A 16,136-nucleotide genomic window follows, 5' to 3' on the forward strand; every position below is an offset into this window, starting at 1 on the left:
ATAAAATCGTTCAAGTATCATTATTATTATCCGAATATTTGTTTTTTATACATTTCAGCACAAAGTACATACTTTTTTGCATATATAATAAGGTATAGTGGATTTTTTTGCGTAATTTTGCCGATGAATAAGCTAAATGGCTCTGGAAGCAATAGCACCAGAAGATGAGCCAGGAGGCAAAATCCAGAAACAAAACAATGCATTATGCAAACCAGTAAATACCTTTTAGCAACAGAAAGAGACGCCGAATGGGGTCTCACCATCAGCACCGTGGGACGGGAAGAAATCGCCCCGGGAGAAGAATATCCTACCAAGGGTCATGCCGATGGATATTACTTCGATCTCCAGAAGGGAAGAACCCTCGATGAATACCAGCTTCTCTACCAGCCGGAAGGCGAAGGAGTGTTCTGTTCTGCCCATCTCCCGGAAACAAAGATCAAGGCTGGAGACATCTTCCTGCTCTTTCCCGGTGAATGGCATAGCTATCATCCATCAGGCACCAAGGGTTGGAAAAGCTATTGGATCGGCTTCAAGGGCAAGAACATCGACGACCGCGTGAAAGCAGGGTTTCTTTCTCCTGAAAAGCCAATCTACCATGTAGGTTACAGTAACGAGATTATCGCTCTCTACGAAGAGGCTTACAAAACCGCACAGGAAGAGGTTGCTTTTGCACAACAGACTATGGCGGGTATCGTAAACCATCTGATAGGCAAAATGTATTCTCTGGAGAGAAATATCGTGTTGAGCAAGGATACCAAGCATGTTGACATGATCAATAAAGCCCGTTTGCGTATCCGAGAATCGCTTGAAGATACGCTCACCATCCAGGAGATTGCGCAGGAACTGGGCATCAGCTACTCTTCTTTCCGCAAGCTCTTCAAGGAGCATACCGGATTCGCTCCCGCCCTCTATCAGCAGAATCTGAAACTGCAGAGAGCCAAAGAACTGCTGTCTACCACCGACGAGAGCATCAAGGAGATTGCATACCGGCTCAATTTCGAATCGCCTGACTATTTCTCTGCCAAATTCAAAATTCAGACGGGCATGAAGCCATCAGATTTCAGAAATATGACGAGATAGTCAAAAAATAAGGCTCTAAAATCAATTTCTCTTGTTCCATATCCCTTTTTTGGTCTACCTTTGCAAACGTGAACAAATAACAGCAACTTAAAGACAAAATTCATAATGGAACAAAAGAAATACTTCTTCGCGGTAGACTTAGGTGCTACCAGCGGAAGAACCATAGTAGGAAGCTTGTCAGACGGCAAGTTTGACTTAGAGGAGCTGACCCGTTTCGACAACAACCTGATCGAAACAGGCGGTCACTTCTATTGGGATATCTACGCCCTCTACTTTGAGATTATCAAAGGATTGAAACTCGTAGCACAGCGTGGCATCCACATCCAGAGCATCGGTATTGATACCTGGGGATGCGACTTTGTATATGTAGACAAGAACGGAGATATCCTACGCAACCCGATGGCGTATCGCGACCCTCATACCATGGGCATCATGGAGAAATACTTTGATGAGAAAATCAGCAAGGAGAAGGTTTACGAAAAGACCGGCATCCAGTTTATGAATTTCAACTCATTGTTCCAGATGTATGCCATGCGCAAGGCAGGAAACGTGGCTCTGGAGAATGCCGACAAGATTCTCTTCATCCCTGATGCACTGAGCTATATGCTCACCGGCAACGCCATCTGCGAATATACCGTAGCATCTACTTCTCAGATTCTGAATCCGATGACCGGCGATTTCGACATCGACCTTGTGGAAAGTATCGGATTGAAGAGAGAACAGTTTGGCAAGATGACCCATCCTGCTACCATCATCGGCACACTGACCGAAGAGGTACAGAAGATAACAGGACTGAATGCCGTTCCCGTCATCGCAGTAGCAGGTCATGATACAGCCAGTGCCGTAGCAGCCGTTCCTGCCAAGAACGAGGAGTTTGCCTATTTGAGTTCAGGAACCTGGAGCCTGATGGGCATCGAGACCAAGAACGCCATCATCAACGAGAAGAGCTATGAGCTCAACTTCACCAACGAGGGTGGCATTGAGGGCACTACCCGATTCCTGAAGAACATCTGCGGCATGTGGATTTACGAGCGTTGCCGCAAGGAATGGAAAGACGAAGCTGCTGCCAACCAGAAAGATATGACTTGCCTGGGCCATGCAGAACTGATAGCTGAAGCCATGAAGCAGCCTGCCTTCCAAAGCATCATCTATCCGGACGATGCATGCTTTGCCAACCCATCGAGCATGGTAGAGGCGATTAAGCAGTATTGCGAAAAAACCGGTCAGCACGTTCCTCAGAACTATGGCGAATTCTGCCGCTGCATCTTCGAGAGTCTTGCTCTCCGCTATCGCCAGGTATTTACATGGCTGAAGGATTTCGCCGACATCGACCTCAACGTGCTCCACATCATCGGTGGCGGTTCGCTCAATCAATATCTCAACCAGTTTACAGCCAACAGTTGCGGTGTTACCGTATTGGCTGGTCCTCAGGAAGGCACCGCCATCGGCAACATCATGCTCCAAGCGAAGGCTTCTGGTTTGGTTAAGGATATCTGGGAGATGCGTCAGATCATCGCCAACTCGCTGGAGCTCAAGAAATTCGAGCCACAAGACAAAGAGGCATGGGATGCGGCTTACGAAAAGTATTTAAAGGTAAAAGGGTAAAAAAGTAAAAAAATAAACAATAACAACAAAATACATAAAAAACAATGAAAGCAGATTTGATTTTAAAGAATTATGAGATTGCTAAGGAGCGCTATGCTGCTCTGGGTGTAGATACAGACAAGGCTATTGAGACTTTGGAGAAGACTCCAATCTCTCTGCACTGCTGGCAGGCTGACGATGTGGTTGGCTTCGAGCGCGGCGAGGCTGCTTCTGGTGGTATCCAGAGCACAGGTAACTATCCTGGAAAGGCTCGCAACATCGACGAACTCCGTCAGGACATCGAGAAGGTGAACTCTCTCCTGGCTGGTACTTTCCGTCTCAATCTTCATGAGATTTATGGTGAGTTCGGTGGCAAGCAGATCGACCGCAACGAGGTAACCGTAGATCAGTTTACAGGTTGGATGCAGTGGGCTAAGGAGCAGAACATGAAGCTCGACTTCAACTCTACTTCTTTCTCTCACCCAAAGAGCGGCAGTCTCTCATTGTCAAATCCTGACCCAGCTATCCGCGAGTTCTGGATTGAGCACACCAAGCGTTGCCGCCGTATCGCAGACGCTATGGGTAAGTTCCAGAACGACCCGTGTATCATGAACATCTGGGTACACGATGGTTCCAAGGATATCACCGTAGAGAAGGGTCGCTATCGCGAGATCTTGAAAAACTCTCTTGATGAGATTCTGGCAGAGGAGTTGCCAAACATGAAGTCTTGCCTGGAGGCTAAGCTCTTCGGTATCGGCTTGGAGGCTTACACCGTAGGTTCTCACGACTTCTACGCTGGCTACTGCGCTAAGAACAACGTGATGTATACCCTGGATACAGGTCACTATGAGCCAACAGAGAACGTATCGGATGCCGTTTCAGCACTCCTGCTCTTCGTTCCTGAGTTGATGCTCCACGTATCTCGCCCAATGCACTGGGATTCAGACCACGTAACACTCTTCGACGACAATACACGCAACCTCTTCTCAGAGTTGGTTCGTGCCAACGCACTCGACCGTGCTCACATCGGTCTCGACTACTTCGACGGTTCTATCAACCGCATCGGAGCTTACATCATCGGTGTACGTGCAGCCCAGAAGTCATTGTTGCAGGCATTCCTTGAGCCACTCGATACCCTCCGCAAGTACGAGGACGAGGGCAAGCTCTTCCAGCGTCTGGCTCTCCTCGAGGAAGAGAAGACATTGCCATTCGGTGCAGTATATGATTACTTCAACTTGAAGAACAACATCCCTGTTGGCGAGGAGTACATCGCTGACATCGAGAAGTACGAAGCAGAAGTACTTGCTAACCGCAAGTAAGTGAAAAACGAAGAACGAGTTTAAGTGAAGAGTGAAGAACGAAGAATTCAATAGTCTTATGGCTAAAAAGCACATGAATTCTTCACTCTTCACTTTTCGCTCTTCACTTAATTACTAAACAATATGGAAATATTAATAGGACTTTTCATCATAGCCATCGGTGCATTCTGCCAGTCCAGCTGCTACGTTCCTATCAACAAGATCAAAGATTGGAGTTGGGAATCATACTGGATAGTTCAGGGTGTGTTCGCATGGCTTATTTTGCCTTTTTTCGGCGCTATGCTCGCTGTACCTAGCGGACATTCCTTCTTTGAATTATTCGACGGTTATGGCTTCAACGTAGCGATGACCATGCTCTTCGGTGTACTCTGGGGCGTAGGCGGACTGACCTTCGGTCTTTCCATGCGTTACCTGGGTGTAGCATTGGGACAGAGCATCGCCCTGGGAACTTGTGCAGGTCTAGGCACCATCATGGGACCTGTATTGCTCAACATCTTCTTTCCTGAAATGAACGCCCTTTCATCGCTCACCTTCAGCGTGATACTCGGCGTAGTGGTTACCCTGCTCGGTATCGCTATCATAGGAGTAGCTGGCAGTATGAAGGCTTCATCACTCTCAAAAGAAGAGAAGAAGGCGGCAGTAAAGGACTTCAACTTCCCTAAGGGTCTTGCCATCGCCTTGCTGGCTGGTTTCATGAGCGGATGTTTCAACGTTGGCCTTGCCTTCGGTTCCGACATCCATTTCGGTACATTCACTCCCGATATGTACAAGACTTTGCCTGCCACCTTCCTGGTTACCCTAGGTGGTTTCATCACCAATGCCATCTACTGTTTCTATCAGAACACCAAGAATCATACCTGGAGCGATTACAAGAACCAGGAGGTTTGGAGCAATAACATTCTCTATTGTGCCTTGGCAGGTGCCTTGTGGTACAGTCAGTTCTTCGGACTGTCACTGGGCAAAGGGTTCCTTACCGAATCTCCTACCCTCATGACGCTTTCGTTCTGCATTCTGATGGCGCTCAACGTAGTATTCTCTAATGTATGGGGCATCATCCTAAAGGAATGGAAGGGCTGCTCAAAGAAGACCATCGCCGTATTAATCGTCGGCATCATCGTCTTGATTATCTCAAGTTTCTTGCCACAACTTATATAACAAAAAAGAGGACCCCGAGTATTTCACAATGCTCGGGGTCTTTTTACTAAACTTAATTATCTAAACCAAAAATTCTTATAGAAAACAATCTTTAAAACTAATAACTTATATTTTATCTATAAATCTATTTATCTTGGCAAATTGAAAGCCTTGGTCATCTCTGCCATTTCCTCCTGGCTCATACCATCAGGCTCAAATCCCATACACTTGGAATCAATGTAGATCTTGGCGCTCTTAGAGAGTACGTCAATCTGGTCGAAGGCATCCATCACATCCAAGCCCTTGGCAAAGACGCCATGCTTCTCCCACATCACTACATCATAATCCTCCAACTCCTTCAAGGTCTCCTCAGCAAGTTTCAAACTGCCTGGCAACTGATAAGGAACAATACCCAAACCGAGTGGACAGAACGCCTTGGTTTCTGGAATCATACTCCAAAGCAGATTGCTCAACACATCCTTGCCCATGAACTTCTTATTGTGGCTCATAGCGATAAGCTCGATAGGATGAGTATGAACGGTAGCCTTGTAATTAGAACCCTTCTCGATGAGACGGGCATGAACGCTCAAGTGGCTTGGCAACTCAGATGTTGGCATTACAGGATTATCAGCGATGATAACATAGCTGGCGCAATCGTCCAGGATGCGGATGATAGAACCATTCTCCATAGGCCAGCGAGCCAAGTCGCGCATGCGCTTGCCTGTTCCCTTGCAGAAGAAGTAGCAGCCCTTCAATGCAGGTAATGCTGTACCAGTCTGCTTTACTTCGCTGATAGCAGGCAGAGCCTTGATTTCGTCATCTACCAAGTCGGTGATGTTCACGGTGATGTTACCACCATTACGCTCAGCCCAACCATTCTGCCAGAGATAACCGGCAACTTCAGCAATCTTCTCGACCTCCTTTTTCAAGGCAGGACGACCTTCTAAAACACTATTCATATTAATCTTGTTATTAGCTTGTTTAAAATTTCTGCTGCAAAAGTAATCATTTTTCTCCATATCCACCCTATTCTTTTGATATTTCTGCTATGACATTTGGCATCTTTGCATCATTTACTGATTACAGAAGAGGCTTTCTATCTTCCATCATCCCCCAAAAACAAATGGCGGACAAAAACACAAAATTTTGAATGGAAGAACAAAAAAACATCGTTTTTTTTTCGTAATTTTGCACCATAATAATAACGCAATAATAATATCACAATAATAATAATGCAACAAAACAATCAAAACATCATTAGAATGAGAAAAAGACTATTTCTACTTCTACTCGCTTTCATCTCGCTCTGCCAGATGAATGCAGTGGAAAGAACAAAGCTCAATTTCAATGGAGGATGGTTGCTCAAGGTGGGCGACTTCCCGAGAGCAGAACAGGCAAACTACAAGGATGCCGGTTGGAAACAGATTACGCTGCCTCGTGCCTTTAACGAGAAAGAAGCGTTCAAGGTTTCTATCGAACACCTCAGCGACACCATCATGTGGTATCGCAAGCACTTCCATATCCAAGAAGTGGGCGACCGCAAGTATTTCATCGAGTTTGAGGGCGTGCGCTTCGGTGCCGACATCTGGCTCAATGGCAAGAAAGTGGGATATACCGAGAATGGTGTGATGGCAAGCGGATTCGACCTGACACCTTATATTATAAAAGGTGAAAACGTCATAGCCGTACGTGTGGATAACTCCTGGAACTATCGTGAGCGCACCAGCGGTCAGCGTTTCCAGTGGAACGACAAGAACTTCAATGCCAACTATGGCGGTATTCCAAAGAATGTGTTCCTCCACATCACCGACAAACTCTACCAGACTCTTCCGCTCTACAATAATCTCAAGACCACAGGTATCTATATCTATGGCAGCAACTATGATATTGCAGGAAAGAAGGTAACGGTGAATGCAGAATCGCAGATAAGGAATGAGGATTCCAAGTCTCGCTCTTTCCGCTTCTTCGCCAAGATTCTGGACGCTGACGGCAAGGAAGTGGGCCATTTTGAGGGCGAAAGATATACCTTGAAGACAGGCGAAACCAAGACAGTAAAAGTGAGCGGACTCCTGAACAATGCTCACTTCTGGAGCTGGGGATATGGATACCTCTACACCGTGAAGACCCTCTTGAAGGCGGATGACGGAAGCAAGATTGATGATGTGGTGACCAAGACCGGTTTCCGCAAGACCCAGTTCGGTGAAGGCAAGTTCTATCTCAACGACCGTGCCATCATGATGCACGGCTATGCGCAGCGCACCTCCAACGAGTGGCCTGGCGTGGGTATGAGCGTTCCTGCCTGGTTGAGCGACTACAGTAACAAACTGATGGTAGAATCAGGCGGTAACCTGGTTCGCTGGATGCACGTCTGCCCTTGGAAACAGGATATCGAGAGCTGCGACCGTGTGGGACTGATTCAGGCGATGCCAGCAGGTGATGCAGAGAAGGATGTCTTCGACCGCAGATGGGAACAGCGCCTGGAACTGATGAAGGAAGCCATCATCTACAACCGCAACAACCCTAGCATCATCTTCTATGAAAGCGGAAACAAGGGCGTGAGCCGCGAGCACATGCTACAGATGAAAGCCATCCGCGATGAGTTCGACCCTCACGGAGGCAGAGCCAGCGGCAGCCGAGAGATGCTCAACATCAACGAGGCTGAATATGGCGGCGAGATGCTTTACATCAACAAGAGTAAGAAGCACCCGATGTGGTCGATGGAGTATCATCGCGACGAGGGTTTGCGTAAATACTGGGATGAGCAGAGCTATCCTTACCATAAGGAAGGCGACGGACCATTGTATCGTGGCAAGCCTGCCTTCGAATACAATCACAACATGGATACCTTTGCAGCAAGCATGGTAGAGCGCTGGTTCGAATACTGGCAGGAGCGTCCGGGCACCGGCAAAAGAGTAAGCGATGGCGGTACCAAGATCATCTTCTCGGATACCAACACCCATCATCGTGGTGAGGCCAACTACCGTTCGAGCGGTGTGACCGATGCGATGCGCATTCCGAAGGATGCCTTCTTTGCTCATCAGGTAATGTGGAATGGCTGGGTATCTCCTAAAAAAGATGCCACCTATATCGTGGGTCACTGGAACTACAAGCCAGGAACCATCAAGCAGACAGAATATGTGGTAAGTACCGGCGACGAGGTAGAACTCTTCACCAACGGCAAGAGTCTGGGCATGGGCGAACGCAGCAACCAGTGGCTCTTCACCTGGAAGAATGTACCTTTCGAGGCTGGAAAGATTGAAGCTGTTGCTTATACATACGATAAGTCTGATAAGAAATCAAAAGATGCCAAGACCAAGAAAGAAACAAGCCGTTATGCCATCGAAACTGCGGGCAAGCCTCATCACATCAAGCTCACCAGCATCCAGAATCCGGAAGGTTTCAAGGCTGATGGTGCCGACATGGCGCTCATCCAGGTAGAGGTGGTAGATAAGCAGGGCAGACGCTGTCCACTCGACAACCGAACCATCCACTTCAACTATCAGGGCGAAATGGAATGGATTGGCGGATTGGCAACTCCTAACGAGGAAACCCAAAAGGCACTTGCAGCCAAGAATCAGAGCCTCGTGGTAGATAAGAACGAGACAGCAGAACAGAAGGCAGCTGATATTCTCGATTCAACAGATAGCGACAATACCTTCGATAATTACATCGGAAAGATTGATTTACCTGTAGAATGCGGCGTGAACAGAGTTCTGATACGCAGTACCGTAAATCCTGGCGATATCAAGATTTGCGCTGGTGCTGATGGCATCAAGGGCGTGGCAAGCATCGATTTAAAGACAAATAAGGTAGATATCGAACACTATTTGCCTCAGATGACTCTAAAGGGAGATCTCTCTCGTGGCGAAACGCCATCTACCCCATCCTATACCGATATCAAGGAGACCATTGATATCACCGGTGCCGTGGCTGGCGTAAACCAGGAAGATGCCCAGAAAACTTTCGATGACGATGAGACTACAGAATGGAAGAGCGATGGCAAGCCTGAGAATACATGGATCACCTATCTGTTTACCAAGAAAAAGAAGGTAGACGAAATCACCGTGAAACTTACGGGCTGGAGAGACAAGATGTATCCGCTCGCCATCTTTGCCGGTAAGAAGAAGGTTTGGGAGGGTTACACCTACGCCTGCCTCGGCTATGTTCATATCAAGATAGACAAGCCAGTGAAGGCGAAGGATATCACCATCAGGATGATAGGCGATGCCAAGAGCAAGACCCAGCTCAGCGACACCAAGGAGCTGGCGGGTGGCAAGGCAAGCACCCTCGATTTCATAGGAATCAAGAAGGGCAAACCGGTATTGAGAATCGTAGAGATTGATTTTCTCAAGAATAAAAAGAATAAATAGCAGGAGAGTTTATAAAAAAAGCTAGTTGCCTTTGCTGAGCAACTAGCTTTCTTTTTTGTAACCAAATCACTCACAACTAAGGCAGGCTGGCAAGAACATTCCCGTCAAATATAAAGACGAAAAATATCTGATTCAGATAGAACCATCAAAAGGTAAGGTGATCATCAGCCGATGACCACCTTACCTTTTTTAATACCTTGCATTTTGCGAGGTCTTCTTTTGTGTGTAATTCCTTGATTTTTTGGCAAAACACCTAGCATATTTGTACTATTTTACATTTTTAAGAATCATAATACTGCTATTATTGGGTATTTTTCGCTATCTTTGCAAACGAAGAATAAACAATTAAGAACAACTTAATAAAACCCAATATGATGAACTATAAAAGAAATCATAAATTCATAGGATTATCCTTTGCTATGGCATTGATGTCATCACTCAACTGCCAGGCACAGTTGCTCCCTACCCCTACGCAGGAAGCCAAACCAGGCGTAAGATGGTGGTGGATGGGATCTGCCGTGGATAAGGAAAACCTGAAATGGAACCTTGACGAATACGCCAAGGCGGGTATCGGTGCCGTGGAAATCACACCGCTCTATGGCGTACAGGGCAACGACAAGAACGATATTCCTTATCTCTCGCCTAAATGGATGGATATGCTCAAATTTGTTGAGAAGGAAAACAAGCAGGTGGGCATCGAGACGGATATGGCCACCGGAACAGGCTGGCCTTTCGGTGGTCCTTGGGTACCTATCAGCGAAGCAGCATGCAAGGCGGTGTTCGTAGATACCATCGTGGATGTGAAGCAGAAACTGATGGAGATAGAATTCAACGTGCCACTGAAAGAACGTGCCTTCGCCAAACTGAAGGTCATCAAGGCATTCCCTATGGAAGGTGAAAAATACAAGAAACGCGTCATCGCTCTCTATGAAAGCCGCACCCGTCAGAAGGTAAAGCGTGCCGCACCTGGAGGAGAGGGATACGTTATCGACCATTTCGATTCTACTGCCGTGGCCAATTATCTGCAGCACATCGACAGCGCCTTCGTGGCATCGAAGACTCCATATCCTCATACCTTCTTCAACGACAGCTACGAGGTGTATGGCGCCAACTGGACACCTAATCTCCTGACGGAATTCGAGAAATATCACGGATATAAACTGCAGGATAAGTTCCCTGAGTTCCTCGATGGCGATGCTGTGGTGGTAAGCGATTACCGTGAAACCCTGGGCGACATGCTGCTCCATAACTTCACCGAACAGTGGACCAAATGGGCAAACAAGCGTGGTGCCATCACCCGAAACCAGGCACACGGTTCACCTGCCAACCTCATCGACTGCTATGCAGCCGTTGACATTCCGGAAATTGAAGGCTTCGGACTGACCGATTTCGGCATCAAGGGACTGCGCAAGGATCCGAGAAAGACCCGTCCTAACTTCAGCGACCTCAGCATGCTAAAATATGCTCCATCGGCTGCGCACATCACCGGAAAGAAATATACATCCAGCGAAACCTTCACCTGGCTCACCGAGCACTTCCGCACATCCCTGAGCCAGATGAAACCGGATATGGACCTGATGTTCTGCGCCGGCGTAAACCACATGTTCTTCCATGGCACCGCCTATTCGCCTAAAAACGATACATGGCCAGGCTGGAAATTCTATGCTTCGGTAGATATGAGTCCTACCAACAGCATCTGGCGCGATGCTCCGGAACTGATGAAATACATCACCAATTGCCAAACCTATCTGCAGTGGGGACAGCCAGACAATGATTTCCTGGTTTATCTGCCAGTAAGAGATATGTGGCGCAAGGATACCAAAAACTGGCTGATGCAATTCGATATCCACAGCATGGCGAAGAAAGCACCTGAATTCATCAAGGTGATTCTCGACATCGACAAGGCAGGATTCGACTGCGACTACATCAGCGACAAGTACCTTCGCACGTGTACCTTTAAGAACGGCATGATTGAAACGGCTGCCGGAACCCGATACAGAGGTATCATCATTCCTGGCAACAACATCATGCCAAGCGATGTGATTGAGCACATATCAGAATTGAAATCACAAGGCGCCAAGATTATCAAAGGCGATAATATCAAAGCAATGGAACAGGCGGCAAAACCGGAACTGATAAGAAAGGACCTGGGCTTGAAGATGATTCGCCGTGCCAACAGCATCGGTCATCATTACTTCATCGCCAACCTCACTAGCAAGGACATCGCTTCTAGCGTGGCTTTGGCCGTGAACGAGAAGCATGGCATCTGGTACAACCCTATGACGGGCGAATACCATGAGGCAACCATCGGCGACAAGGGTATCCAGCTGAACCTGAAGAGTGGCGAGAGCCGCATCCTCATCACATCGAATAAACCCGTGAATGAGTGGAAACTCGGTTCCAAGGTGAAGGTGAACGAAAAGGAAGCCATCGCTGCTGCAGATAGCAAGACCATCGACCTGACAGAGAATGCCTGGAAACTGTCATTCACCGAAGATGCTCCTAAGGTGGGCGAAACCTTCAACCTGAAGGGCGTAAAGTCTTGGGAAGGTCTCAGTGAAAAGGCGAAGGTGATGATGGGAACAGGTGTTTACGAAACCACCATCAAGCTATCGAAGGATGATGCCAAGAAGCAGTGGACCATCGACCTGGGTGATGTTCGCGAGAGTGCCCGTGTCTATGTCAATAATAAATATATAGGTTGCGCCTGGGCTGTACCATATATCCTAAACTGCAAGGATGCGCTCAACAAGGGCAAGAACACCATCCGTATCGAGGTAACCAACCTTCCAGCCAACCGCATCGCCGAAATGGACCGTCAGGGTGTTAAGTGGCGCAAGATGAAGGATATCAACGTGGTGGATATCAACTACAAGAAGACCACCTACGAGAACTGGACTCCTGTGTCAAGCGGACTGAACAGTACCGTGAAACTCGTAGAAATCAAGTAAATAATCATAACATTAATAACAAGACAAATGAAGAAACTGATCTTATCATCGCTCTGCATGCTCATGGGCTTGACCTCAATGTCTGCCCAGACCGCATTGCAAAATGAAATCCTGGAGGTAGCCCATCGAACCAACAACTACTTCATGACGAAGTACAGTGATCCAACCATCGACACTTTCGTGAAGAAAAAGCGTACCAGCAATCTTTGGACACGTGCCGTGTATTACGAGGGATTGATGGCGCTTTACGAGATTGACCCTCAGCAGCACTATCTCGACTACACCGATAAGTGGGCGGATTATCACAAGTGGACTGCCCGTGGCAGCGTAAACGATACCGATGCCGACAACCAGTGCTGCCAGCAAACCTACATGGATCGCTACGTTCAGACAGGCGGCAAGAAGGACTTGAGCAAGGTGAAGGAGAACCTGGACCATCAGATGAGCACCAAGCGTGTGAATTATTGGACTTGGATTGACGCTATCCAGATGGCAATGCCTGCCTACGCCAAGTATGCCAAGATTACTGGCGAGCGCAAGTATCTGGATTATGCGATGAATTCCTATAAATGGAGCCGTGATACACTGGCTAATGGTCTCTTCAACAAGAAAGAGGGTCTCTGGTGGAGAGACAAGGATTACGTGCCACCTTACAAGGAGAAGGATGGCAGCAACTGCTATTGGAGCCGTGGCAACGGTTGGGTATATGCAGCCCTGGTCCGCGTGATGGAGACTTTGCCAAAGACCGACAAGTACTATCAGTATCTGAAGAAGGATTTCATCTCTATGAGCCAGGCTATTCTGAAATGCCAGCGCAAGGATGGCTACTGGAACGTAAGCCTCGTCTGTCCTGCCAACTATGGCGGTCCTGAGATGACCGGTACAGGTCTCTTCCTCTATGGTATGGCATGGGGTGTTCAGCAGGGCATTCTTCCTAGAGCCACCTATCAGAAGGCGATGGACAAGGCATGGAAGGCTCTTGCCGCATCCGTTCACGAGGATGGTTTCATCGGCTATAACCAAGGCACCGGAAAGGAGCCATCAGCTGGCCAGCCTGTCACCTTCACCTCCGTTCCTGATTTCGAGGACTACGGCACAGGTTGCCTCCTGCTTGGTGCTGCAGAGTATTACAAGCTTTTAAAAGTAAAAAGGTAAAAAGGCTTTTTAAAGGTAAAAGGGTAAAAAGGTAAAAGGGTAAAAAAGAACCTCCCCCTTCCGCCACCGTTCCCAGCGATTCCATCGCTGGTCCCCAAGTCTAAGTTTTAAAGCTAAAAAAGAAAACAAATCATGAAGAAATATATCTGGCTGATGGCTTGCCTGGTGGCGTTTTCGCCACTAAGCGCCAACGCCGCAAAGAAACAGAAGAAAGCAAAGAAGGCACAAACCGAACTTTGGCCTGATGGCACAAAGATGGATGCCTGGTTCAGCAACGCCCAGAAGGTGAACGTGGATACCCTGGGCAAGAAATACGTTCTCACCGACTATGGCGTGAAAACGGATAGCACCCTGATTCAGACCAAGGCCATCCAGGCTGTTATCGACCGTGCTGCCCAAGATGGCGGTGGCGTTATCGTGGTGCCTGCCGGAACCTATCAGAGCGGTGCCCTCTTCTTCCGTCCAAAGACTCATCTCTATGTTTCGGAAGGCGGAAAACTGAAAGGTAGCGATCGCATCGCCAACTTCCCAGTGGTAGAAACCCGCATCGAGGGCGAGACCTGCAAATACTTCTCGGCATTCATCAATGCCGACAAATGTGATGGCTTTACCATCGCCGGTCCGGGTACCATCGATGGCAACGGTTATCACTATTGGGAGGAGTTCTGGATTCGTCGCACCTGGAACCGTGAATGCACCAACAAGGATGCACAGCGTCCCCGCCTCGTCTATATCAGCAACTCAAGCAACGTAACCTTGCAGGATGTACATATCCAGAACAGTCCGTTCTGGACCAACCACATCTACCGTTGCGACCATGTCCGCTTCCTGGGCTGCACCATCTTCGCCCCTACCAGTGGCATGCGGGCACCAAGTAGCGATGCCATCGACATCGATGTATGCCACGATGTGCTGGTGGATGGCTGCTACATGAGCGTAAACGATGATGCCATCGCCATCAAGGGCGGTAAGGGCACCTGGGCAGACCAGGCACCAGAGAATGGTCCTGTATATAACGTGCTCATCCAGAACTGTAACTACGGAAGAGTGCACGGCTGCTTAACCCTCGGCAGCGAGAGCGTGAAAGACCGCAACATCGTATTACGCAACACCAAGGTGGGCAATGCACAGCGCGTACTCTGGCTGAAGATGCGCCCTGATACTCCTCAGCATTACGAGTACGTAATGGTGGATAACATCCAGGGCACTACAGGCAGCTTCCTCGTCATCCGCCCATGGAAGCAGTTCTTCAAGCCAGGCGATCGCAAGGACATGCCTCTGAGCCAGTGCAACAACATCACAATGAAGAATATCCAGATGGATTGCGACAACTTCTTCGATGTGGGTAAGAGCGAGAAATATCGTCTGGTAGATTTCACCTTCGAGAACATCAACTGTACCGATAAGAAGATGGCCTTTGATGCCAACCTTATTGAGAATACCGTGGCAAAGAAGGTGAACATCACCCCTAGAGAAAAGAGCAACGGATTGAAGACCACCGGCGATGCCGATGGGTTGAAATAACACATACATTTTATAGAAAGTAATACAGAATTGAGTACTGAAACGAGCTTAATTTGCAAGAATAAGGCGCGTTTTGTTTTTTTATATCCCTCCTTATTTCTTTTTATCTCTTAAAATTAGGCATTTCCAAATATTTTGCTTAATTTTGCCTGCAAAATAATTTTGAGTAAGAAAATGATAGATATAAAAGGTATAACCAAGAGCTTCGGCTTCCTGCAGGTGCTTAAGGGCATCGACCTGCATATTGACAAGGGCGAGGTGGTAAGTATCGTCGGTCCTAGTGGTGCCGGCAAGACTACACTCCTCCAGATTATCGGTACCCTCGACAAGCCTGATAGTGGCAGCATCATGGTTGATGGCATCGATGTAAGCAGCCTCAGCACCAAGAAACTGAGCGATTTCCGCAACCAGCATCTCGGTTTCGTCTTCCAGTTCCATCAGCTTCTACCAGAGTTCACCGCCCTGGAGAACATCATGATTCCTTCCTTCATTGCTGGCAAGAGCCGCAAGGAAGCCAAGGAGCGTGCCGAGGAGTTACTGGCGTTCATGGGCTTGAGCGATAGAGCCAGTCACAAGCCTGCCGAGTTATCCGGTGGTGAGAAACAGCGTGTAGCCGTGGCGAGAGCTTTGGTCAATAATCCTGCCGTCATCCTTGCCGATGAGCCATCAGGAAGTCTCGACACCAAGAACAAGGCTGAGCTTCACCAGCTCTTCTTCGACCTCAGAGACAAGTTCGGTCAGACTTTCGTCATCGTAACTCATGATGAGAGCCTTGCTGCCATCACCGACCGCACCATCCATCTCAAGGATGGAATGATTGAGAAGACGGTGGAAGCAGGAGCTGCTGATAGCCAGAAAGAAACTGCTGATAACAATAAAGAAGTTTCTGCAGAAGAACCAGACTCATCCATAGATTGCATCTAAACGCCCTGAAAGGGCAGAAGCCCCTAGCCCAGGGCAACACCCTGGGTAATTACGGACGCAAACCTGTCGCCCTGTAAGGGCAAAAGCATTTTATA

At 48.0% G+C, this 16,136-nt stretch carries 10 protein-coding genes; 9 read left to right on the top strand and 1 reads right to left on the bottom strand.

All coding sequences use genetic code 11. From position 1 onward, the window contains the following. Positions 1-204: 204 nt before the first annotated feature. The 4 genes from ONT19_RS08785 to ONT19_RS08800 all read left to right on the top strand — a co-directional run bounded on the left by ONT19_RS08785 (position 205) and on the right by ONT19_RS08800 (position 5,138). Positions 205-1,080, top strand: coding sequence for an AraC family transcriptional regulator (locus tag ONT19_RS08785; protein ID WP_264952680.1), 876 nt, complete (start codon positions 205-207; stop codon positions 1,078-1,080). Between the two features lie 105 nt (positions 1,081-1,185). Beyond that, positions 1,186-2,685, top strand: coding sequence for a rhamnulokinase (gene rhaB, locus ONT19_RS08790; protein WP_264952679.1), 1,500 nt, complete (start codon positions 1,186-1,188; stop codon positions 2,683-2,685). A gap of 44 nt (positions 2,686-2,729) precedes the next feature. After that, on the top strand, positions 2,730-3,983 hold the full coding sequence (locus ONT19_RS08795; protein ID WP_117728593.1) for an L-rhamnose isomerase: 1,254 nt from the start codon (positions 2,730-2,732) through the stop codon (positions 3,981-3,983). A gap of 123 nt (positions 3,984-4,106) precedes the next feature. Further along, positions 4,107-5,138, top strand: a complete 1,032-nt coding sequence (locus tag ONT19_RS08800; protein WP_264952678.1) for an L-rhamnose/proton symporter RhaT — start codon at positions 4,107-4,109, stop codon at positions 5,136-5,138. 128 nt (positions 5,139-5,266) lie between these two features. Here the strand turns inward: ONT19_RS08800 and rhaD are convergent, their stop codons facing one another. Further along, on the bottom strand, positions 5,267-6,076 hold the full coding sequence (rhaD, locus tag ONT19_RS08805; RefSeq protein WP_264952677.1) for a rhamnulose-1-phosphate aldolase: 810 nt from the start codon (positions 6,074-6,076) through the stop codon (positions 5,267-5,269). 303 nt (positions 6,077-6,379) lie between these two features. Between rhaD and ONT19_RS08810 the strand changes: the two genes are divergently transcribed. From ONT19_RS08810 to ONT19_RS08830, 5 genes are all read left to right on the top strand, one after another. Further along, positions 6,380-9,487: a sugar-binding domain-containing protein gene (locus ONT19_RS08810; protein ID WP_264952676.1), complete on the top strand. Its 3,108-nt coding sequence runs from the start codon at positions 6,380-6,382 to the stop codon at positions 9,485-9,487. Positions 9,488-9,861: 374 nt separating this feature from the next. Next, on the top strand, positions 9,862-12,438 hold the full coding sequence (locus ONT19_RS08815) for a glycosyl hydrolase (protein ID WP_437183505.1): 2,577 nt from the start codon (positions 9,862-9,864) through the stop codon (positions 12,436-12,438). A 27-nt stretch (positions 12,439-12,465) separates the two neighbouring features. Beyond that, on the top strand, positions 12,466-13,593 hold the full coding sequence (locus ONT19_RS08820; protein WP_264952675.1) for a glycoside hydrolase family 88/105 protein: 1,128 nt from the start codon (positions 12,466-12,468) through the stop codon (positions 13,591-13,593). A gap of 132 nt (positions 13,594-13,725) precedes the next feature. After that, positions 13,726-15,117 carry a rhamnogalacturonidase gene (locus tag ONT19_RS08825; RefSeq protein ID WP_264901091.1) on the top strand — a complete coding sequence of 464 codons (1,392 nt, stop codon included), beginning with the start codon at positions 13,726-13,728 and terminating at the stop codon, positions 15,115-15,117. A 174-nt stretch (positions 15,118-15,291) separates the two neighbouring features. Then, positions 15,292-16,041, top strand: coding sequence for an ABC transporter ATP-binding protein (locus ONT19_RS08830; protein WP_264952674.1), 750 nt, complete (start codon positions 15,292-15,294; stop codon positions 16,039-16,041). The last annotated feature ends 95 nt before the right edge of the window (positions 16,042-16,136 follow it).

The sequence above is a fragment of the Segatella copri genome (assembly GCF_026015625.1).
Classification (GTDB): domain Bacteria; phylum Bacteroidota; class Bacteroidia; order Bacteroidales; family Bacteroidaceae; genus Prevotella; species Prevotella copri_H.